The 20,646-nt window shown below is 43.7% G+C and carries 20 protein-coding genes, 1 tRNA gene, 1 pseudogene and 1 other annotated feature; of the genes and pseudogenes, 13 read left to right on the top strand and 9 right to left on the bottom strand.

Annotated features, from left to right (window positions below; genetic code table 11):
- Positions 1 to 90: 90 nt before the first annotated feature.
- A complete protein-coding gene (locus ACEW9J_RS24160; protein ID WP_373547639.1) occupies positions 91 to 408 on the bottom strand; it encodes an ArsR/SmtB family transcription factor in 318 nt (105 codons plus the stop codon).
- A gap of 164 nt (positions 409 to 572) precedes the next feature.
- Between ACEW9J_RS24160 and ACEW9J_RS24155 the strand changes: the two genes are divergently transcribed.
- Both ACEW9J_RS24155 and ACEW9J_RS24150 read left to right on the top strand, forming a co-directional pair.
- Positions 573 to 1,676, top strand: coding sequence for an alkene reductase (locus tag ACEW9J_RS24155; protein ID WP_373547619.1), 1,104 nt, complete (start codon positions 573 to 575; stop codon positions 1,674 to 1,676).
- 64 nt (positions 1,677 to 1,740) lie between these two features.
- Positions 1,741 to 2,316 (top strand): flavodoxin family protein, encoded by a 576-nt coding sequence (locus ACEW9J_RS24150; protein WP_373547618.1) that lies wholly within the window; start codon positions 1,741 to 1,743, stop codon positions 2,314 to 2,316.
- A gap of 66 nt (positions 2,317 to 2,382) precedes the next feature.
- On the opposite strand, the gene ACEW9J_RS24145 is transcribed toward ACEW9J_RS24150, so the two are convergent.
- From ACEW9J_RS24145 to ACEW9J_RS24115, 7 genes and pseudogenes are all read right to left on the bottom strand, one after another.
- The gene (locus ACEW9J_RS24145) at positions 2,383 to 3,381 is read right to left on the bottom strand and encodes a GntR family transcriptional regulator (RefSeq protein WP_373547617.1); all 999 of its coding nucleotides are present in this window, start codon (positions 3,379 to 3,381) and stop codon (positions 2,383 to 2,385) included.
- A 234-nt stretch (positions 3,382 to 3,615) separates the two neighbouring features.
- A complete protein-coding gene (locus ACEW9J_RS24140) occupies positions 3,616 to 4,392 on the bottom strand; it encodes a TrmH family RNA methyltransferase (RefSeq protein WP_373547616.1) in 777 nt (258 codons plus the stop codon).
- A gap of 82 nt (positions 4,393 to 4,474) precedes the next feature.
- Positions 4,475 to 4,558: transfer RNA gene (locus ACEW9J_RS24135), tRNA-Leu, on the bottom strand.
- Between the two features lie 157 nt (positions 4,559 to 4,715).
- A complete protein-coding gene (locus ACEW9J_RS24130; RefSeq protein ID WP_373547615.1) occupies positions 4,716 to 5,753 on the bottom strand; it encodes a PstS family phosphate ABC transporter substrate-binding protein in 1,038 nt (345 codons plus the stop codon).
- A 341-nt stretch (positions 5,754 to 6,094) separates the two neighbouring features.
- Entirely contained in the window at positions 6,095 to 7,357 is a 1,263-nt protein-coding gene (gene arsJ / locus ACEW9J_RS24125) for an organoarsenical effux MFS transporter ArsJ (protein ID WP_373547614.1), read from the bottom strand.
- Between the two features lie 288 nt (positions 7,358 to 7,645).
- Positions 7,646 to 8,659 (bottom strand): ArsJ-associated glyceraldehyde-3-phosphate dehydrogenase, encoded by a 1,014-nt coding sequence (locus tag ACEW9J_RS24120; RefSeq protein WP_373547613.1) that lies wholly within the window; start codon positions 8,657 to 8,659, stop codon positions 7,646 to 7,648.
- Between the two features lie 80 nt (positions 8,660 to 8,739).
- Positions 8,740 to 8,984, bottom strand: a pseudogene (locus tag ACEW9J_RS24115) (aquaporin); the annotation flags it as partial.
- 54 nt (positions 8,985 to 9,038) lie between these two features.
- Between ACEW9J_RS24115 and ACEW9J_RS24110 the strand changes: the two are divergent.
- The 11 genes from ACEW9J_RS24110 (at position 9,039) to ACEW9J_RS24060 (ending at position 20,097) form a co-directional block, all read left to right on the top strand.
- Entirely contained in the window at positions 9,039 to 9,368 is a 330-nt protein-coding gene (locus ACEW9J_RS24110) for an ArsR/SmtB family transcription factor (protein ID WP_373547612.1), read from the top strand.
- A gap of 132 nt (positions 9,369 to 9,500) precedes the next feature.
- Positions 9,501 to 9,659, top strand: a sequence feature (ribosomal protein L10 leader region).
- Positions 9,660 to 9,710: 51 nt separating this feature from the next.
- On the top strand, positions 9,711 to 10,232 hold the full coding sequence (gene rplJ, locus ACEW9J_RS24105; RefSeq protein WP_373547611.1) for a 50S ribosomal protein L10: 522 nt from the start codon (positions 9,711 to 9,713) through the stop codon (positions 10,230 to 10,232).
- Positions 10,233 to 10,289: 57 nt separating this feature from the next.
- Positions 10,290 to 10,673, top strand: coding sequence for a 50S ribosomal protein L7/L12 (gene rplL, locus ACEW9J_RS24100; protein WP_373547610.1), 384 nt, complete (start codon positions 10,290 to 10,292; stop codon positions 10,671 to 10,673).
- Between the two features lie 268 nt (positions 10,674 to 10,941).
- Positions 10,942 to 12,885, top strand: coding sequence for a hypothetical protein (locus ACEW9J_RS24095; RefSeq protein WP_373547609.1), 1,944 nt, complete (start codon positions 10,942 to 10,944; stop codon positions 12,883 to 12,885).
- Between the two features lie 487 nt (positions 12,886 to 13,372).
- Positions 13,373 to 14,938, top strand: a complete 1,566-nt coding sequence (locus ACEW9J_RS24090; protein ID WP_373547608.1) for a glycosyltransferase family 4 protein — start codon at positions 13,373 to 13,375, stop codon at positions 14,936 to 14,938.
- A gap of 574 nt (positions 14,939 to 15,512) precedes the next feature.
- On the top strand, positions 15,513 to 15,794 hold the full coding sequence (locus ACEW9J_RS24085; RefSeq protein WP_373547607.1) for a hypothetical protein: 282 nt from the start codon (positions 15,513 to 15,515) through the stop codon (positions 15,792 to 15,794).
- Positions 15,795 to 15,901: 107 nt separating this feature from the next.
- Complete coding sequence (locus tag ACEW9J_RS24080; RefSeq protein ID WP_373547606.1) at positions 15,902 to 16,120, top strand: hypothetical protein; 219 nt, start codon at positions 15,902 to 15,904, stop codon at positions 16,118 to 16,120.
- A 117-nt stretch (positions 16,121 to 16,237) separates the two neighbouring features.
- Positions 16,238 to 16,996 (top strand): peptidylprolyl isomerase, encoded by a 759-nt coding sequence (locus ACEW9J_RS24075; protein ID WP_373547605.1) that lies wholly within the window; start codon positions 16,238 to 16,240, stop codon positions 16,994 to 16,996.
- 301 nt (positions 16,997 to 17,297) lie between these two features.
- Positions 17,298 to 18,386 (top strand): FkbM family methyltransferase, encoded by a 1,089-nt coding sequence (locus ACEW9J_RS24070; RefSeq protein ID WP_373547604.1) that lies wholly within the window; start codon positions 17,298 to 17,300, stop codon positions 18,384 to 18,386.
- Between the two features lie 72 nt (positions 18,387 to 18,458).
- Entirely contained in the window at positions 18,459 to 19,283 is an 825-nt protein-coding gene (locus ACEW9J_RS24065) for an ABC transporter permease (RefSeq protein WP_373547603.1), read from the top strand.
- A 76-nt stretch (positions 19,284 to 19,359) separates the two neighbouring features.
- Positions 19,360 to 20,097 (top strand): ABC transporter ATP-binding protein, encoded by a 738-nt coding sequence (locus tag ACEW9J_RS24060; RefSeq protein WP_373547602.1) that lies wholly within the window; start codon positions 19,360 to 19,362, stop codon positions 20,095 to 20,097.
- 44 nt (positions 20,098 to 20,141) lie between these two features.
- On the opposite strand, the gene ACEW9J_RS24055 is transcribed toward ACEW9J_RS24060, so the two are convergent.
- Positions 20,142 to 20,534, bottom strand: coding sequence for a hypothetical protein (locus ACEW9J_RS24055; protein WP_373547601.1), 393 nt, complete (start codon positions 20,532 to 20,534; stop codon positions 20,142 to 20,144).
- Between the last annotated feature and the right edge of the window lie 112 nt (positions 20,535 to 20,646).

Below are 20,646 nucleotides of genomic sequence, written 5' to 3'. Positions count from 1 at the left end.
GCTACGCGAACGCGGACTGACATATTTGATTTGTAAGAAGATCGTAGGGTGTGTTATCCCGTAGGGTAACGCACCTAAGAGAATAACTGTTTAAACAGATCTATCATTAACAGCAGGATGCAAGATCGCCGCCAGTAATCCTGGGTAAAGTCGATCGAGATCTTCAATCCGCAGATTATTAATATGCTGGGTGCCTTCTTTTCGCGTAAAAACTAAGCCCGACTCTCGCAAAATTTTGAAATGATGGGACATGGTAGATTTAGCGACTTCACAGTCCAAATCCGAACAAGTTAGTTCCTTGGCTTGAGCTAGTCGCTGGACGATTTGGAGTCTGACGGGATCTCCCAGTGCGTAGAGTACTCCGACTAGAGAAATATCTTCGCACTGGGGATGATAAAACGGACGCATAAGACAGTTAGTTACAGAGATTGACGCTGTTGCCATAAGTTCCGATCGTCAGCACTAAAACCGACAACCATTTTTACAGCCATTACTTGCATTGTGCCACGCGGATTGGTATAGTTTAGTTATTCGAGATTATCGAACTATCGAACTATAAGTAGGAACAACTAGTGAGTAATTCATTAAAGCTACTCGAACCCATCCAACTCGGACAATACGCGCTCAAAAATCGACTCGTCATGGCTCCCCTCACCCGCAACCGTGCCACAGAGGGCAATATCCCCCAATCAATGAATGTTGAATATTATCGCCAGCGCGCTACAGCCGGACTAATCATCAGCGAAGCTACCCAAATTTCCCCTCAGGGACAAGGTTATCCATTTACGCCAGGAATTCATTCAGCCGCGCAGGTTGCTGCCTGGCAACTAGTAACTAAAGCAGTCCACGAACAAGGCGGACGAATCTTTCTCCAATTGTGGCATGTCGGGCGCGTTTCACATCCCTGTTTTCAGCCTAATGGTGGCTTACCTGTGGCTCCGAGCGCAATCGCACCAGAAGGTGAAGCTTCAACTTTTACTGGTTCTCAGCCCTACGTTGTCCCCCGTGCCCTAGAGACAGCCGAAATACCAGGAATTATCGCAGATTATCATCGAGCAGCAGAGAACGCCCTAGCAGCCGGATTTGATGGCGTAGAGGTGCATGGTGCTAATGGGTATTTGCTCGACCAGTTTTTACATGACGGTGCCAATCATCGCACGGATGAATATGGCGGATCGATCGCCAATCGGACTCGATTATTATTAGAAGTAATTAATACTGTAGTTGATGTCTGGGGTAGCGATCGCGTGGGCGTACGCCTGTCCCCAAGCGGATCGTTTGGCACGATGTCAGACAGCGATCCGATGGCTTTATTTAGTGATGTAGTCCAGCAGATCGATCGCTTAAACCTAGCCTATCTCCACATTGTCGAACCACGCGCCGCTGGCAACGAGACGGCAGTAAATCCAGATATGACGATGAGTACCCACTATTTCCGTACCATTTACTCAGGGACGATAATTAGTGCTGGCGGACACGATCTCACCACAGGCGAACAGACGCTGGTAGATGGCGATGCCGATTTGGTAGCTTATGGCAGGTTGTATATTTCCAATCCTGACTTACCACAGCGGTTTGCCGCCGGATCACAACTGACTCCCTACGATCGATCGACCTTTTATGGTGGTGGCGAACCAGGATATACCGATTATCCAGTGCTAACAACAGTAGCTTAAATCGATCGGAATTCACCTTACCCAAACTCCAGAATTTTCGCCTATTTTACTAAATTAGATTCTTATGACTAAGATTGCGATCGTCTACTTTTCTGGAACCGGACATACTCACCTGATGGCTGAAGCCATCGCCGTAGGTGCCCACCAAGTTGCAGATACTAGTGCTGAATTAATCCCCATCCTGGGCGAACAGATCGTCAACGGACGCTGGAAAGATGATGAAATCTTTGCCAAACTTCAAGCTGCTGACGCGATCGTATTTGGTTCGCCGACATATATGGGCGGTGTCGCCGCTCAGTTCAAAGCATTTGTCGATGCTGCTAGTAGCATCTGGTTTGCTCAAGGCTGGAAAGACAAAATTGCGGGCGGATTTACTCACTCTAGTTCGCTCAGTGGTGACAAACAGGGAACGTTGTTATATTTGAGTATCAATGCCGCTCAACATAGCATGATTTGGGTGGGTGCGGGTCAAATGCCCGGACAAGATGGGATGAATCGCCTCGGCTCATTTATGGGTGTAATGGGACAAAGCGATATGGACATGAGCGGGTCACCAGCGACGATCGATCCAGCCGATAGATCGACATCACAGAGCTATGGACATCGCATTGCGACAGCCATCCAGCGGTGGCACAAATAATCGAATACTCTATCCCAGTGTCGAATTAGACATCTGGGATAGGGGGTGGATGGTGGATGGTGGATGCTAAATCAAACCCAACTCGCGTTTGAGGAGATTGATGGACTTCAAGCCGATGTAGCTCTCACTCTCAACGACTTGAGGAATCCGCATCAAATCATCGCCTGCTGCTTCGATCGCTTGATGCACGATATTTAGACTGGCTTTATCGCTGATAATCGTATGTGCGCGGCGGATTGTGGCATTGAGTTTATAGTTATCATTGGTTTGGCAAGCCATCACCAATAAATCGTCGCCGCGCATACTATTTACCATCATTTCAGCGACAGCGAGAATGCCCCCGCTGAGACTAACAATCCCCACATAACTATTTTTGGGTAGAGTCTTGACTAGGGCTAGCTCTTTTTCATAGTCTTGGAGATCGACCGGAATAACGCGGATCGATCGATGTGGCACTAATTCACTAGTTGCTAATTTTGACTCCACACTGCCGATATGATAGCGACTGGTAACGACAGTCGCGCCACGGGATTCAACTAGGTGTGCTTCCAATTTGTCCAATGTGACAAGCTGAACGGGAATTCCGAGCGATTGTTGTAGCTCCTGAAGCATTAATTCTCCTGCACCCGTATCGTTTCTAGGGACAGTGACAAGTACTCTAGCACTACACCGCCATCGCCAATCGATCTCTGTCAAAAATAATTCCCTAGCTTGATTGAGCGAAAAACCTTGTGCTAGCAGGGTATTGAGACTTTGAGAAACTAAATCGAGTGAGGACAGACTCAGATCCATATGAGCATTAGCGATCGGATGATTGCTTTCATGTCCCAATGACTTGACATATATCCCCGAACCAGGGACAGATTCCACTAATCCGGTATTTTCTAGCTGATTGTAGACTTTACCGACTGTATTCCGGTGCAAGCCTGTTTGCATGGCTAGTTGACGAGTACTCGGCAATCGATGCCCAGGTGAAAATTGCCGACTTGCGATCGCAAACAACATCTGATCGTAAAGTTGCTTGGAGACGGGGATTTCGCTTTCAGTTTGAATGTGAAATTGCATGGGTAGATTGGTAGACAGTTGAGGTGTTGACAGTCTACAAAAGCATCTGTCAGAAATAGCTCATAATTTTGACTTACATTCTCAGAGTACCCTCACGTTGTCTGGATGTGAGGATCGAGCGAATTTTAGCCACGAAATCACCAGCTCATTCTCAATCAACTTCACGTCCTCTGCTACCAATTCCGCTATTTCCCGTCTGATGTCCAGAGGGTGGAGCGAATCGCTGTCAACTGTTTAACTTCTTTGTCGGCGGACTTCAAACAAGATCAAGGCAGCAGCCGTCGCGACGTTTAGTGATTCTACTGCTGGTGCCATGGGAATTTTGACCTGAAGATCGGCTAATGCTGCCAGATCTTGGCTCAAGCCCGCACCTTCATTACCAAGTAAAATCAGCGTCGGCGATCGCAAATCGGCATCCCAGTAGCTAGTTTTAGTCTGCGAAGTAGTAGAAACTACCTGTACTCCTTGCTGCTGATAACTGGCAATTAATTCGGCGAGATTGTCACTGACGCCCATTGGTAGCCGGAACCATTGCCCCGCCGAGGCGCGGAGTACTTTGGGATTGTCCAAATCGACGCTATCCCTACTCACCCACAACCCATCGACACCCGCCGCCGCCGCCGCTCGAATCATCGTCCCTAAATTACCAGGATCTTGGATTGTGGAAAGCACAACAGTTAAACTAGCGGGAATCGGCGGCTTTTTTAGAGCCATGCGCGGTGCCCTGGCGACGATCCCATCTGGATTTACGGTAGTCGCGATCGATCTGATGACTTCATCGCTGACTAATTCTAGCCGATCGCATTTTTCCTCTAAACTCGACCACAGTTCGGGATGATTTGCTTGCCAGATCTCGGTACAGCAGACAGTCAGCAATGGATAATTGACAGCGCAAGCTTCCTGAATTAGATGTGTTCCTTCTAGCAAAAATAACTGCGTTTCTTTCCGCTCTTTGGCATTCTGGAGCTTTTTGATTTGCTTGATGAGTGGATTCTGAGTACTAGTTAACATAGTCAAAACGAGCGAGACAGCATAAATTCGGCAACCAATGACAATCGAGTGTCACTGTTTACCGAAATTAACTTTAAATATATGCGCGACCCGAGACTCGAACTCGGAAGTCCTTGCGAACACTAGAACCTGAATCTAGCGCGTCTACCAATTCCGCCAGTCACGCAAAGTTATGGTTTTTCAACCAGCTACTTATTATCAAAGATCTGCTGGCTATTTGTCAAGCGATCGACACCGATCCGATCGATCGGATCGGTGAGCTAGCGATTTAGATCGCTAGCCACAAGTAAGGGATATGTTCACGCCGATTCAATTCCAGGGGCCTAATAAACAGGTTTTTTCGGTAATAAATCTGAAATTTTACTGTTTATCCTTGCTTTTCCACCAAATACCGTCCCAGTTTTGCCTTTATTAAAGTTAATATAATTAATATCTCTGACTGCACTTGGCAACTGAACATAGCCAACAGAATCGGCAATTTTAGCGACTTTGTTAATATATAGTAATACGAACTTACTTAGCAGTTTTCTATTCGTACTAGAACGCAAATTAACATAAATAAATAAAGGTCGAGAAAGTGGCTGATATTGATTTTTTTCGACAGTCTCGGTCGATGGCAATATTGCACCTTTACCATTATCAACTGCTAATAGTTTTAATTTACTTTCATTTTCTTGGTAATAAGCATAACCAAAGTAACCTAAAGCATTGGGATCTTTACTAATTCCATTTGCCAAAACTTCATCATCTTCACTAGGCGTGTAATCCTTGCGAGTGAGTTTGGCTTTCCCGACTATTGCTTCATTAAAATAGTCAAAAGTACCAGACTTATCACCCGCCCCAAATAGCTTTAATGGTCGATCGGGCCAAGTCGAGCGGACTTGATTCCACCGGAGGATTTTGCCTTGGGCAGCAGGTTCCCACATCTTTTTCAATTCGGCTACGGTGATATCTTTTGCCCAATCATTTTGAGGATTGATAGCGATCGTCAGTGCATCGAAGGCGATCGGAAATTCCATGTATCTCACCCCATTTTTCTTGCAGGTTTCCATCTCTGCTTGCAAAATTGGTCGCGAGGCATTACTGATATCAGTTTTGCCAGCGCAGAATTTTTCAAACCCACCTGTCGTACCAGAAATTTTTACTTCAACCTGCCCTTTATTTGCTGGATCTGCTTGAAACTCTTTGGCGATCGCGTTGGTAATTGGGTACACGGTACTCGAACCATCAATCTTGATAGTTGGGGTTGTCGCCTGTGCCAATAGTTGGGTTTGGTTAGATGTATTGGCTGTGGCAGTAGAACCGATCTCGATCGCGAAGATTCCCAAGGCTAAAGCTAAATTTTTAACTATAGTATTCATCGATTTCATCTCCATTTAAGACTTATATTTATGTCACTTGAAAAATCTCGATCTCTGAGTTTGCGACTAAAGTCGCGGCTAATGATGCAAAGTCCGTCTGCGCGGACTAGTTTATTGAGTCCGCGCAGGCGGACTTTGTATCCCACATTCCGCACTTCAACTTTTACGACACATACTAGTCACGAAGACTCGACAGTTTGACGATGCTACCGATCATAACTCACTGATTGCCGTGACGCAAATTTAGGCTTTTTTGATGCTACTTTTCCGAAGTGCGGAATGTGGGTTGTATCACGAGGAGTGGTTTCAACCACTTTGAGTACAGCGGTGCTGACTCGAAATTAATCGCCGTCGCCAGCTTTCCAAGCGATCGCTTGACTCGGCTGTGGATCGGGTAGCTTCAGCGTCACCACTGCTGCTGCTAGCACAAAGAATGCTGATGTCCACAGACAACCCACCAGCCCGTAAAACTGATAAACCAACCCCGATAACACCGTTCCTACCAGCCGTCCGCCAGAATTTGCCATGTAATAAAACCCGACATTCAACGCCACCTTATCGTCGTCGGTAAATGCCAAGACGAGGTAAGAATGCACCGCTGAATTGAAGGCAAATACCACGCCGAAGATACAGAGTCCGCCGACGATCGCAATATTTGGCGGGACATTTAGTTGAAGTGCGAGTGCGATCGCTGCTGGTACTCCAACTAGCGTAAATGTCCAGAATTGGATCGTCTTCGCTCCAGGCGGCTGTCCCGAACCAAAACGTTTGAGTAAGGCTGGTGCCGAAAATTGAATGAAGCCATAACCAATCACCCAACACGCCAAGAAGCCCCCCACCTGCGCGAAAGACCAGCCTAACTGTCCCCGCAAGAATACTGGCAACCCCACCACAAACCAGACATCTCTGGCACCAAACAGAAAAAACCTGGCAGCCGAGAGAATATTGATTTCGCGGCTCTTAGAAAAAAGTTGGCTAAATTTGACCTTTTTCTTAATTTTGCCCATCCCTTTGGGCAGCAACAACCCAGAGAACATAATTACAGCTAGTCCCCCTGCCATGATCCACAGGGAATAAATAAACCCAACTGAAGTCAGTAGGGCACCACCCAAAAAGAAACCAGCTCCTTTGAGAGCATTCTTAGAACCAGTTAGCACCGCCACCCATTTAAATAGCGATGACTGGGCATTTTGCGGCACTACCAGCCGAATCGCACTCTTGGAACTCATTTTGGTGAGATCTTTAGCAATTCCTGAAAATGCCTGGGCAACCATCACATACGGGACGGCAATCCAGATCGACCAACTTGGATTGAGGAATGACAAGATGACCAAAGAAATCACCTGTAGTCCAATTCCCGTGTACAGTGTTACCTTCAGTCCAAACTGGGAGCCAATCCAACCGCCGAAAAAGTTGGTAATTACACCGAATACTTCGTAAAACAGGAAGAGAGATGCGATTTGGATGGGGGTATAGCCAATATTGTAAAAGTAGAGCAGCACCAGCATTCGCAGGGCACCATCGGTGATGGTGAAGCCCCAGTAGGCTAGTGTCACTAGCACATAGTGCTTGAAATTGGTACTAGAAGCTGTTGTAGAATCCATGCGCTAATAGGGGTAGTAGGTACATGCAGGTTATTTGAGTTGCTGCGAAGATTTTTCCCCCCAACCCCCCGAAAACGTCGCTTCGGGAGAAATAACCAGTTGACAGTGTTAGCGGCGTTTTTATGTCTAGGGTTCCCCCCGCATAAAACGCCGCCGAATAAAAAAACGACAAGACAGCGCAACCTTGCAGGGGGGGCTTTATCTTGCTCCCTCCCTTTTATAAGGGGAGGGCTGGGGTGGGGTAAAGATCCATGCTTTAATTTAAAAAATTAAGATGAGAATTAATTCCTAGCTCATGCTCAGAGCTACCTTACGGGCGAGTTCGACCATTCGGTTGGCATAGCCCCATTCGTTGTCATACCAAACCAGAATTTTTACTTGGGTTTCATTTACCACCATTGTCGAGAGTGCATCAACGATCCCAGAGCGAGGATCGTCTTTATAATCGATCGAGACTAATGGACGTTCTTCATAGCCCAAAATACCTTTGAGCGGTGACTGCTCGGAGGCGGTTTTGAACAGGCTATTCACTTCTTCAACTGTGGTCGATCGCATTACTTCAAATACACAATCGGTCAGCGAAGCATTCAGTAAGGGCACGCGCACGGCTAACCCATTGAGTTTGCCATTGAGTTCGGGATAAATTAAGCCGATCGCGGTTGCCGATCCGGTTGAGGTCGGAATCAAGGATAAACTAGTAGCTCTAGCCCGCCGCAAATCTTTGTGTGGTGCATCGACGATCGTTTGCGTATTGGTATTGTCATGGATGGTGGTAATCATGCCATGCTTGATTCCCAAACCCTCATTAATTACCTTCACTACCGGAGCTAGACAGTTAGTAGTACAAGAGGCGGCGGTGAGGAGATGATGTTTATCCGGTTCATACAGCCCATCGTTCACCCCCATCACGATATTTAGAGCTTCTTTTTTCACTGGAGCCGCCACAATTACCTTACGGACACCGCCTTTAAAATAAGGATCGAGGGTTTCAGGTGTTCTAAATTTACCAGAACATTCCAGCACCAAATCGACACCCAAATCCTGCCAAGGTACGTCTCCAGGTTGGGAATGTTCGCTAAAAGTCAAGGACTGACCATCGATCTCCATCTTCCCGTTTTCGACGGCTACATCTGGTGTCCACCGACCGTGGACGGAATCAAACTTGAGTAAGTGGGCGGCTGCTTCGACCCCACCTTTGATTTCATTGACATGTACGAATTCTAATTCCGACCAACCCCACGCAGCCCGCAAATCTAGCCGTCCAATTCGACCAAATCCATTAATCCCTACCCGAACTGTCATTTGTTTTCCTCTTGTTTTAAGCGATCGAATCTTTATATTTACAGAGATCTATATTGATGTTTATCTATATAAATAGAACAAAAAAAGCCACTGCTCCAAAATGCCAGCGTCACTGCTAGATTAAAGTGTGCGCCAATAGTCCGAGGCTATAGATTAATGCCGTGACTGCCGTACCAAAGACGAGACTAATACCCAGATGGATAACTGCACCATTGCTGATTCGATCGAGCGTCACCACTCCAGCCCCAGCAACGATCGGCACGAAGGTACCGATGAATGCCAATTCGCGGGAGTGGCGGATATTTATATCGATGTCGATCGATATAGATGAGCATTAATACTATACCAATCTACATCGATTTATGTCAATATAGAATTTATGACAATTTTACCACTCGCTACTTTTTGCTGTCCGCCTTTGCTAGCAGGCAATCTGACTGCCGCTGAAGCTAATGATATCGCGGTATTATTTCGAGTATTGGGCGAACCAGCGCGACTGATGTTATTGAGTGCAATTGCCGCGCAGCCGAGTCAAGAGGTTTGTGCTTGCGAATTGGTGGAGTCTTTGGGGTTATCTCAGCCAACGGTGAGTCACCATCTCAAGGTGATGTATCAGGCGGGTTTGTTGACCAAGGAGCGCAGAGGCAATTGGATCTATTATCAAATCGTCAGGGAACGGTTGGTATTTTTGCGAAAGGTACTCAATTAGTTAGGGATGATTTTGAATTAGTTGCGAGGATCGATCGAATGGTGATATACTGCGTAAGGCTTATTCGCGGTCTAACCGTAGAATTAGATATTTATAAGTATTTGAGGTTCAGTCGCGACAAAATTGCGTTAACCAAAACTTAATAGCCAGCCACAGACAGCAGGAGCGCGTAGCTTAATTCCCTGCCGAGGTTAACGCAAACAGAGACGATCGATTGTTACTAATATATAGTAGCTCACGCGACTGAATGACAACCTCGGCACCAAGTGTCGGGGTTAATTTTATGCCTGTTGTCGTCCCCATTCACACCCAAAACTCGATCGATCGAGAGGTAAGCATTATATGGGGAGAACCCTAGCAAACAAACAAGCGATCGTCGCCGATCTCAAGAAAGACTTGAGTGAAACCACCATGGTGGCGGTGATTAACTACCAAGGTTTAACCGTGGCAGAAATCACCGACTTACGCAGACGGATTCGTCCCAAAGGCGGACTCTGTACAGTTACCAAAAATACCCTGATGGGTAAAGCGATCGAAGGTAACGCTGACTGGCAAGCATTAGAACCTTTACTCAAGGGTTCTTCGGCTTTCTTGTTGCTCAAAGATGACATTGGTGGCTCGATCAAGGCTTACCATGAATTCCAAAAAGCCACCAAGAAAACCGAACTCCACGGTGGGGTAATGGAAGGAAAAGTCCTCACCGGAGCTGATGTCAAAGCGATCGGCGAGCTACCATCCAAAGAACAACTAATGGCGCAAATTGCTGGTGCCCTCAACTCCGTCACCGCGAAAATCGCGATCGGTGTTAAAGAAGTACCTGCTTCGATCGCTCGGAGTCTACAAGCTCACGTTGACAAAGGTTAGAGCACAAAGCTACCAACATTTGTCCCAATTTCCACCCATACATTTAGGAATTTCCACATGTCTGCTGCAACCGATACAATTTTAGAACAGTTAAAAACCCTCAGCTTGCTCGAAGCGGCTGAACTAGTCAAGCAAATCGAAGAAGCTTTTGGCGTCAGTGCGGCTGCACCTGTGGGCGTAGCTGCTGCTGCACCTGCGGCTGCTGCTGAAGCTGAAGCTGAACAAACCGAATTTAGCGTCGTGCTGGAAGGATTGTCTGATGACACCAAGAAAATTGCCGTCCTCAAAGTTGTTCGCGCGATCACTGGCTTGGGCTTGAAAGAAGCTAAAGACTTGGTTGAATCCACACCTAAAGATGTCCTCACTGGCGTACCCAAAGCAGCCGCTGAAGATGCTAAGAAGCAAATCGAGGAAGCTGGCGGTAAAGTCGTACTTAAATAAGTAGGCAGGTAAAACCCAAAGCTCGCTATGAAATTGGGTTTGACCGTTTGAGAGTCAAAATTCATGGTGGGGGTAATTCATAAATTGCCCCTACCATGAATTTTTTCTGTGGATATCTGACTGGCGATCGAGCACAATCTCAAATCTCGATCGATTAATCTGCTAAGATTTTAGGATATTATCCTGTAATAATTTGCAACTAAAGATAGTAGTCAAACTAAGTACACATCCAACTTAACTAAGAACCGCTATAACTTTCGGTTAACCTATGCACTCAGCGACGCGACTGGATGACCTCAAAATTTTAGAGTGTTTCCTCCAAAACTCTCTTCATGCTCACCTAGGGCGAATTGTCCCATTTCGGGTGCAGTGTCTGCACAAAGACGATACCCTCTGGGTACTCGCCCAACACCCCGCTGATGTAGTCATTGATATTCCCGATATCTTTAGAGTTTTGGAACGCGCTTTACAAGCAGAAGAGCCAAAGACCCCTTTGGCGGTAAAATTGTACTTGAGATCGGAGGGAAATCAACGTCCCTACAGTCAACAAAGCTTTACCGTGTACCCTCTCGTCAAAAAAACCGTACCAGGTGAAGCAGCCCCAGAAATGACTGGTAGCGGTGAAGACAGAATGGGATTAGAACGTGACACTCACTCTGAACGATTCGGTCAACGTCGCGATCTCGAACAGGGGAAACCGCTCCATATCTCAGATAATCACATGGATAACTCAGACTCGACCCCATCAACAGTTCCAGAAATAGTACCCAACAATTCACTGGCGATCGTCAATAGCACTTCCCAGCAAAATCGTCCCGAAGAACGGATCGTCAAACTTGATGCCGACGCCTTTGCTGCAAATATCGAGCATTCCTTTGGCAGTAGCAAAGAAGATAATTACCATTCGACTTATCCACCAGCTAAACCCCAGAGGAAGTTAATAGTGCCCATTCTCGGCGGTCTGGGGCTACTAGCGATCGGTTCGGGGGCAGGATATATGGGGACGCGTCCCTGTGTCTTTTCTGTCTGTACGCAGCTCAATAACGCCACACAGGTAATTCAGTCATCGATCGCCGCTTTCAAAAATCCAGACGTCACCGGACAAGAGATCCTAACCGCCCAAAAGCAACTCCATCGAAGTGTTGAAGATCTCGAATCTATTCCATTTTGGTCTGGTAGTTACGGTTCAGCTCAAAAGTCCCTTCAATCGACAGTACCCCTAGTTGCCGACTTAGACACCACAGTAGCGGCAATGAACACAGCATATCAAGCCGCAACTAACGTCAAAACCCCACCGATACCACTGCTCAAATGGCAACAGAGCAAACAGATGTGGACAGGATCGATCGCTAGTCTAGGCAAAGTCACCACCACCAGCCAACTCTATCCCCTCGCTCATCAAAAACTCACTGACTATCAAGCAAGAGTAGCAGATGCAGATCTACGCATTCAAGCTGAAACTACTGCCGATCAAAAACTGAAATCTGCGGTAGATGGTACCAAATCTGCGACCCAATCCCAAGCCGAAGCCATATCCCTAGCTCAATGGCGAGGAGTCAAAACTCAGTGGGACACTGTGAACGATCGGATTGCTAGTATTCCTGTGACTACAACTGCGTACGTTCAAGCCCAAGCATTGCTCAAATCCTATCAACCCCAAATTTCCACCGCCCAAGACAAAGTTATTGAAGAAGACAAAGCCACCCAAAACTATCAGAAGGCTGTCAAGTTTGCTCAGTCAGCTAAACTAGCTCAAAAAAATAATCAATTACCTCAAGCACTCTCGCAGTGGAATCAGTCCGTAGTAGCTATTCAAAGTATTCCCCAAACTACTGATGTTTATACTCAAGCAAAACCTTTAGTATCTGAGTACACTAAAAACTTTCAACAGGTAGAAAACAAACTCAGAACTACCCAAAAAATCGCTTTAGCAAATAAAGATCTGCAACGAACTTGTGCTGGCGATCCCCAGATTTGTACCTATACAGTAAATAATAAGACCATCGTAGTAAGGTTGATGTCGCTCTATGCTCAGACATTGAGAGAGACGGCGATGGCAGCATCTACTCAAGGCGATAGCAATGCTAAAGCTGGCATCCTCAACCATGTCAATACCCTCGGTAATGCGCTTCAAATTATTAGTCAGAATGCTAAACTACCCATAGAAGTCTATGGTGCAGACGGCAAGCAAATTCAAAACTATCGACCGTAGATGGAAAAGATGTTGCTACAGGTTTCAATTTAATTCCAGTTTTCGAGGTATTTTAGATACTTATATGATGTATTTTGTTGTTTAATGTATACAATAGAAAAGCGATATACGACGACTGCGATCGTCTTCGTCCTATACTTATGTAACCGATCGAAAGCGCAACTGAAGCCTTTGGTATCTAATAATTAAATAATATAGCAGTCGCCAGATCGCTTAGGACACTCTAGATTCAGTCCGCGTAGGCAGGCTTTTGCCGCTCGCGGCAACAACCGGACTTTGCTTCATGTGCGACGATTTGCGGCGCGCGCTCTGGAGGTTTCCTCCAGGTTTAGCGCGACAAGACACAATTGTTGTGTCCTAACAGCCTTGGCGATTACTATATATTAATGTTAGGGGTAATTATGATTGGTATTAATTCCTGATGTCTAACTAGCTATTTGAAGCGAGGCATCTAGCAAGCAACAGTAAAGAAAATTAAATTATAGAAATGGCTCGATCCAATATGAATCTGACGCGAGACTTATTAGAAAACAATAGATCGATGAATAACGGCCAAATATCACAACTAGATGAATCAATTATCGAGTTAAATCGCTCTACTAATAAATCGAGTCCAGCTCATCCCAAAATTTTATTTGAAGCTTACCCCCTGACGCTCAAAAATGGTACGGGTATCTATGTTTATGCTGTGAATCTACTCAAAGGCATTGACGCGATCCGCGATGATAGTGTTGGGTTACTATTGCTGTTAGATGAGTCACTCAATATCCCAATCCTTGGTTTGAGTAGTTCGCAAGAATTAAAAAATATTCAAAGCTACGCCAAGCTACTATCACAATTATTTCAAACACGCTATCCTCATATCAGCCGAAACAATCGATCGAATAGCTGGATCAATAAAGTTGTCAATATATTCAAGAAATCTGTAGATAGTAGCTTATTACCGCTATCTTTTTTTTTACAGCCCAGGGCTTTTTCTTTTCCGACAGTACTCAAATCTAGTCTGACCGAAATTTTAAATGATAGCTTTGTGAGCTATGATTTTCTCGCCCGCCATCAACCGTACTTAGTAAATATTTCCCGCAATTTTTTAATGCTGAGGAATATATTTAGGCTGATACCTAATCGTATTCATTCTCGTCAGCTAGCCAAAGATTATGACGTTTTTCATTGTACTCACCTCAGCCCTTTGACAGTAGTAAATTTACCTCAGGTGACTACAATTCATGATATCGTACCATTAATTCGACCAGAGTTGGTAAGCAGCCAATTAGTGTTGGTTTTTGCTGAGTTACTCAAAGCAAATCTGCGGAATTCCACCAAAATTATCGCCGTTTCGCAAGCTACCAAAGATGATTTAGTACACTATTGTCAAGTAGCAGTAGAGAAAATTACAGTAGTCTATGAAGCAGCGCGTGAAGAATTTCAACCAGTTAATATTGAGATAGCCAGACCGATTTTGAGTAAACTCGGTTTGAGTACCGCTCAAGCCAATATTCCCTACTTTATTTTTGTAGGCAATATCGAACCGAAAAAGAATGTCAAGCGGTTACTGCTGGCTTTTCGGCAATTTTCGATGCGCGATCGACGTGGCTGTAAGCTAGTAATGGTAGGTAGTGCAGCATGGGGATTTGATGATGTTAAAGAGCTGATGCAGGAAATGATCGCCGCCGAAATTTTAATTCACCCAGGTTATTTGCCAACCAATGAACTACCAGCATTATTCTCTCATGCCCAAGCACTAATGCTCCCCTCTTTAATTGAGGGATTTGGACTACCTGTACTAGAGGCAATGGCTTGCGGTTGTCCGGTAATTACTTCCGATATTCCCTGTATCCGAGAAATTGCTGGCGATGCAGCGATTAAAGTCGATCCTTTATCGATCGAAGAAATTTGCAAAGCGATTACTGTGATCGCTCATGATGAGTCTTTAAGAGCTAGTCTGAGCCAATTGGGGTTGGCTCAAAATAAATTATTTAGTTGGGATCGTTGTGCTCGCGAAACATTGGCAGTTTATCAAGAAACTATCGCTGAATTTGCTACTAGTAGGTAAAGTATTATCTGTATACTAATCAAGCGATCGGTATTTTTTAAGGACAAGGCGCAATAATTCTCGAAAGTGGCGGTACTGATAGTGTAATATTCCCATTCTCTGGTACCTCAAGTACTGGTTACTTGTACACTATTGACAATCGACATTTCGTCATTGGTGATACCGCTACCAATGGTTTTGCCGTCATCATTGATTGGCGAAATTCAGCGAATCGAATTGAAAAAATTGTTGACAGCACTGGTGTTTCTGTAACCTACGAGCAGGTTGTTAGTGACTATGCTTCCTCTCCATTTTATAAAGGAAACTTTGCACTACAGCAAACGAATCAAACTAATTATGCTTACCTCAGTCCTAGTACTGGGCTGACTTCCACTAAGTACTTAGACAGAATTAATTGCACACTCAATATTTTCAAATTCTTTATGAGAAAGGCATCTAGGCAAAATTCTGTGCAATTAATTATGTCAACCTACTTAACTTAAATAGTTTTATTAGTGACATCACCGCTTTAGCTATAGGTATACCTCTGAGCGCAGTACCTTTAACTGACTTCAAAAAAGATACTACTAAATACATGGGGTCAATTCGAGACTACGATGGCAATAATTTAGGTGGTATTAGCTCTTGGAAATTGCTCGGAGATGTCGATATTCAGGGGGATGGCGATCTCGAAAGTATTTTAGTTAATCCAGCGATCGGTCGGTTTGCTAGCGTTGGTACTGCCAATGGTAATGTCGATTTTAGTAGATATGGTTTGAATGGTGATACTCGTGTCGTCGGCATCTACAGCGGTTTGCAGGTTGGTGCGGGACAGCTATTCTTCAAAGCTTTTTTAGAGATTAGGTTCAATATTTAAAGTGTCCCCCAAATGCTTGCAAACCGCTGTATATCGATCCTACCCTCAAGAATAGTCCTCAAAATATTGGTGGCCCATTTGATAGCCAGAGACGCTTCCAAAATGATTTGAGGAATAATAATTTGCGAGTGCTAGCAGCGGGTGACTATAATAAGGATGGTTTCCAAGACCTGTACTTCAAGCTCGGTGATGGGAGTGCGGTACTACGCGCCTTGATGTTTAAGGATGGCAATATTCAGTATGCCAACTATCAAAGCAAAACTGACCTGGCTGCGTTTATGACAGCCAATAATGTTGATGCTTCGGTCTGGGGTGGCTGGATCTAGGCTAGTTGCTGACGTTACTGAAGTAATATAGTTAGAAGAAGGAGTAGGGTAATGTATGAATTACTCTGCTCCTTTAGTATTAAGATAAGTGTAAACCCGTTAGATGCCAATATTGTAATGGAAACTATTACAGACACGATCGAACTAAATTCCCCGCTGGCAAGACTATGCCAAAATAGAATTTCTGGAGAGGAGGTGGTTGGACTCTTACAGAAATACGGCATCATCTCACAATTACAGCGAGAACTAGTTGTTGATACTGCGATCGAATCGATCGAGCTTACCGCCGAAGAAATTTTTGGTGGTTACAAAGCTTTTTACCAACAGCATCAGATTAATTCAGATGAGGATCGAGCTAATTGGTTGGAATGCAATCATCTTACTTTACCTCAATTTGAACATTTTGTCGTTAGAACACTCAAGCTCGATCGATTCAAACGAGAAACATTTGCTAGTAAAGTTGACTCTTACTTCCTCCAACGTAAAAGTCAACTCGATCGAGCGAGTTATTACGTTTTGGGAGTCAAAAGCTTTCATCTTGCTCAAGAGCTATTTCTCCAAGTTCAAGATGGAGAAGTAGATTTTTTAGAATTAATCAAGCAATATTCTAAAGGGCAAGCAGATGAAACTAACGGATTGAAAGGCCCTCATGAATTGTCTGTTCCACATCCAATTTTAGCCGATCGGTTGCGATCGCTAAAACAGGGACAATTATCTCTCCCATTGCAAATCGCGAATTGGTTTATAATAGTAAGATTAGAAAAATATTTTCCAGCTCAATTGGATGAAAAGATGCGGATGAGGTCGATCGATGAGCTGTACGAATCATGGATTCAGACACGTTTGAATCAGTCGATTAAGGCTTTTGAAATTTAGCAAGAGGAGAATAATAGTTTCATTCAAGCGGTATTTTTACTATTTGCCACACTCTAAATTTTAGGATGTCGAATATAATTCAACTTAAATATAAAAAATAAATATGTTTCCAACTAGCGATCGAAACTGGTTAGAAGTTGCGGAGTTAATTCAAGCGCATCTTAAAGATAATGACAAAATAGTTGCGCCACATGAATTTAAATATTTGATTAACAATTGTTTCAATTGTTTGCTAATCGACCGGTCTACTAATTTTCAGTGGTTTGTGCTGCATAAGGGCTGGATAGACAAGATCGATAATATGCTGATCCAAAGAGTATTGACTGAGATGAATCCAGTTCACGGAAATTCAGTATTTATTACTTTTTCTAATCACCAAGATTTACCAGCGCTCGATCGCCAGAATATCCACTTAGCAGCTTTGCTATCACAACTAAATATTCAAAAGGTCACAAGTCAACAATCAGATCCTGTTGATGAATTGAAAGCTGTACTGACACAGCTAGAGGAGATCGGTCAATTACTAAAGACTGAGAAAGACATATTTTATGACATTCGAGCAATTGGGTACTTGAGTAGGAGCGTGGTTGAATCGTCATGTCGCAAGGCTTTTCAATCCTCTTATCTGGGAGATGATACACTTTTATGTCGGGTTTTAACCAAGTATTTCTGCTATGTTGATGCTACCGATATTAGCTTAACCCCCCACTTGTTGTTAAATGGCTATTGGGAAATATGGATCACACAGCTACTATCGCGCACGATCGAACCTGGCTGGAATTGTATTGACATCGGTGCAAATTGTGGATATTATACGCTACTGATGGCAGATCTCGTTGGAAGTTCTGGTCGGGTGCTTGCGGTAGAACCAAACCAAAAATTAGCAAGCCTAGTAGATCGATCTGTTCGGGTCAATGGGTTTAAGTCTTATGTTGAAGTCAGTGACAAAGCTGCATCCAATCATGTAGGTGACGCCATTCAACTTTGTGTGCCTAATGGACTTCTGGGCGACTCTACAATTCATTATCCAGACAAGTCAAACTTACAAAATACATCCTCTCAATATTTCTCAATCATCACCACGACAATTGATGAATTAGTTGATGATTGGAGTCATGTCAATTTTATTAAAATCGATGCTGAAGGTGCCGAATGGTTAATTTGGCAGGGTATGCAGGAAACTCTATCAAAAAATCTCAAGTTGACTATAATTCTAGAATTTGCTAATTACCGTCCGACTTACTACGATCCAAGAGAATTTCTGACGGAAATAGTCAAAGCTGGATTCTCACTCAACTATGTAGATGATGATTCAATGATTAAATCGATAACATTCGATGAATGTTTAGCAGATAAAGATGGATTTATAGATCTAGTGTTAATCCGCTGAGAATAGATTCTCTTCGGTCAATTCACTACACCATTTATCACATAATACTGGTTAAATATTTAAATAACTTCTATGTATATACCTAAATCAATCGAGCAAAAATCTAGATTATCTACGATCGAGCGTTATTGGGAATTAGTATCTGTTTTGGCTAGACGCGAACTTAAAGTTCGTTATCGTGGCTCCTTTTTAGGAATATATTGGTCGCTATTCAATCCATTAATGATGACTGGTTTATATGCGATCGTTTTTGGTGGTGGTTTCAAGAAGCAATACTATAATGATTCGCTCTGGGAATATGCGCTAGCTGCTTTCACTGGATTAACTGTTATCCAGTTTTATAATAGTTCGACATCACAAGCGCTAGCCAGTATCGTCAGTAACAATTCATTGTTAAACAAAGTCAAGTTGCCAGTCAGTATTTTTCCAGTTTCAGTCATTGTAGCAAATACATTTCAACTTTTGATTGGGATGCTACCACTGTTGATAACAGTAACCATATTTTTATCACCACATTCATCAACTCTTGTCAACGTTATTGCTATTCCAATCCCATTATTAGGATTGATATTAATATCTGCTGGAATTGGATTTTTAACTAGTGCTCTCTATGTGTTCTTTCGAGATTTACCTTTCTTGTATGAGCTAGTACAGTTTGTGATCTTGATGAGTAGTCCAACTTTTTACCCAGCGGAGTTCGTTCCTGCAAAAATTCGTCAATACTTGGATCTAAATCCATTGTATCCAGTAATTGAGAGCTTGAGGCAAGTTGTCTTGTCAGGTGATTTACCCGATCCAACTTTGATGTTTAGATCGTTATTGAGTGGGATAATTATTTTAGCAATTGGTTGGGTTTGTTTCAATTGGCTTCGCCCAAAATTCATGGATCTTTTGTAGACAGCTTTATTTGATTATTATCTTTACCTTTATCAATCTCCACACCACTCATTGTATTTAATTATATTTAGGCTAGATGGAAGTTATTAGTTTCGATCGCGTGTCGTTATGGCGGCGTACTCAGGAAGAGTTTTCTTATGATATCAAACAAACTATTTTCTCGATCGTTTCGGGCAAATATCGAGTACCTGCTAAAAAACTAGTAATTGATGATGTCAATCTGGTCGTTCATGCGGGAGAAAAGATTGGGATTATCGGCGGAAATGGAGCTGGTAAATCAACCTTACTCAAGTTAGTTTCTGGGATTCTCGAACCGACTCTTGGTAAAGTCAGAGTTAAAGGCAATATTGCGCCGCTGATCGAACTGGGAGCAGGATTTGATGGCAATATCTCCGTCCGCGATAACATTATTATGTACGGCGTTTTGATCGGATTTTCTCGTCGAGAAATGCAAGAGCGTACACCGATGATTTTAGATTTTGCTGAGTTAAATGATTATGAATTAGTACCAGTCAAAGGCTTATCTTCAGGGATGGTTGCGAGATTGGGTTTTGCGATCGCAACAGATGTCCAGCCAGATATTTTAATTCTAGATGAAGTTCTATCTGTCGGAGATCAGAACTTTAAAAATAAATGCCAGCACCGCATCGACAAGTTCCTTAATGGTGATACCACTGTCTTAGTTGTTTCCCACGATCTGGATTTTATTCGCACTTCTTGCGACAAAGCAATTTGGCTCGATCGCGGGCAGATAAAGTTTACTGGTAGTGGTACAGAAACAGTCGATCGCTATCTCAATACAGTTGCAGCCTAATTAGACATTAGCATTGGTTTAAAATAGATCTAGATCCGATCGATTTAATTACTAGCTCGGATGACTGGACTTTTGTATGGCTTCCGTTCTGGTTTCGGCTCAAAGACGATCGGACAAGACCAATCGACATCCCACCATTTACAGTGCTGGATGAGATCGTTAGGATCGGGAATCAAGCCGAGCAGATCTTCGCGAACTGTGTCTAGAAATGCACCAGTTCCTACATCCATAAAAACTGTATTTAATAGTTTAAAATGTTGCTTGATCTTAATTTTATCTCCGCTGGCAGTGTGATATACCCTACTTTCAAAAAATTTGTTTACTCTACCACCATCTCTAGACCATTTATTGGTACTGCCAGATTTCACCCACTGGACTGTACCATTGGCAAAATAAACTATCACTAATTTAGGATCTTCTACTTTTTTTTCGTTCATAATAATGTCAGGTAGTGAGAAATTTGATTCGATTGGAGCCGATTTGGTCTGAGTCACTCGTTGGCGTAGCCTGCCGGAGGCACAGCCTCCCTGAAAGAGAATCGCTGCTCAG

Origin of the sequence: Chamaesiphon sp., from assembly GCF_041737865.1 — a bacterium.
In the GTDB taxonomy this organism is placed as follows: Bacteria; Cyanobacteriota; Cyanobacteriia; order Cyanobacteriales; family Chamaesiphonaceae; genus Chamaesiphon.
Note: the sequence above shows the minus strand (reverse complement) of the source record. Positions and strands in the feature narration are given on the sequence as shown.

Coding starts and splice junctions, on each gene's coding strand:
- ACEW9J_RS24070 (WP_373547604.1), top strand. CDS start 17,298: ATGCTGATCCAAAGAGTATTGACTGAGATGAATCCAGTTCACGGAAAT.
- ACEW9J_RS24090 (WP_373547608.1), top strand. CDS start 13,373: ATGGCTCGATCCAATATGAATCTGACGCGAGACTTATTAGAAAACAAT.
- ACEW9J_RS24145 (WP_373547617.1), bottom strand. CDS start 3,381: ATGCAATTTCACATTCAAACTGAAAGCGAAATCCCCGTCTCCAAGCAA.
- ACEW9J_RS24140 (WP_373547616.1), bottom strand. CDS start 4,392: ATGTTAACTAGTACTCAGAATCCACTCATCAAGCAAATCAAAAAGCTC.
- rplL (WP_373547610.1), top strand. CDS start 10,290: ATGTCTGCTGCAACCGATACAATTTTAGAACAGTTAAAAACCCTCAGC.
- ACEW9J_RS24055 (WP_373547601.1), bottom strand. CDS start 20,534: ATGAACGAAAAAAAAGTAGAAGATCCTAAATTAGTGATAGTTTATTTT.
- ACEW9J_RS24160 (WP_373547639.1), bottom strand. CDS start 408: ATGCGTCCGTTTTATCATCCCCAGTGCGAAGATATTTCTCTAGTCGGA.
- ACEW9J_RS24110 (WP_373547612.1), top strand. CDS start 9,039: ATGACAATTTTACCACTCGCTACTTTTTGCTGTCCGCCTTTGCTAGCA.
- ACEW9J_RS24060 (WP_373547602.1), top strand. CDS start 19,360: ATGGAAGTTATTAGTTTCGATCGCGTGTCGTTATGGCGGCGTACTCAG.
- ACEW9J_RS24075 (WP_373547605.1), top strand. CDS start 16,238: ATGGAAACTATTACAGACACGATCGAACTAAATTCCCCGCTGGCAAGA.
- ACEW9J_RS24150 (WP_373547618.1), top strand. CDS start 1,741: ATGACTAAGATTGCGATCGTCTACTTTTCTGGAACCGGACATACTCAC.
- ACEW9J_RS24095 (WP_373547609.1), top strand. CDS start 10,942: ATGCACTCAGCGACGCGACTGGATGACCTCAAAATTTTAGAGTGTTTC.
- arsJ (WP_373547614.1), bottom strand. CDS start 7,357: ATGGATTCTACAACAGCTTCTAGTACCAATTTCAAGCACTATGTGCTA.
- ACEW9J_RS24130 (WP_373547615.1), bottom strand. CDS start 5,753: ATGAATACTATAGTTAAAAATTTAGCTTTAGCCTTGGGAATCTTCGCG.
- rplJ (WP_373547611.1), top strand. CDS start 9,711: ATGGGGAGAACCCTAGCAAACAAACAAGCGATCGTCGCCGATCTCAAG.
- ACEW9J_RS24085 (WP_373547607.1), top strand. CDS start 15,513: ATGGGGTCAATTCGAGACTACGATGGCAATAATTTAGGTGGTATTAGC.
- ACEW9J_RS24065 (WP_373547603.1), top strand. CDS start 18,459: ATGTATATACCTAAATCAATCGAGCAAAAATCTAGATTATCTACGATC.
- ACEW9J_RS24120 (WP_373547613.1), bottom strand. CDS start 8,659: ATGACAGTTCGGGTAGGGATTAATGGATTTGGTCGAATTGGACGGCTA.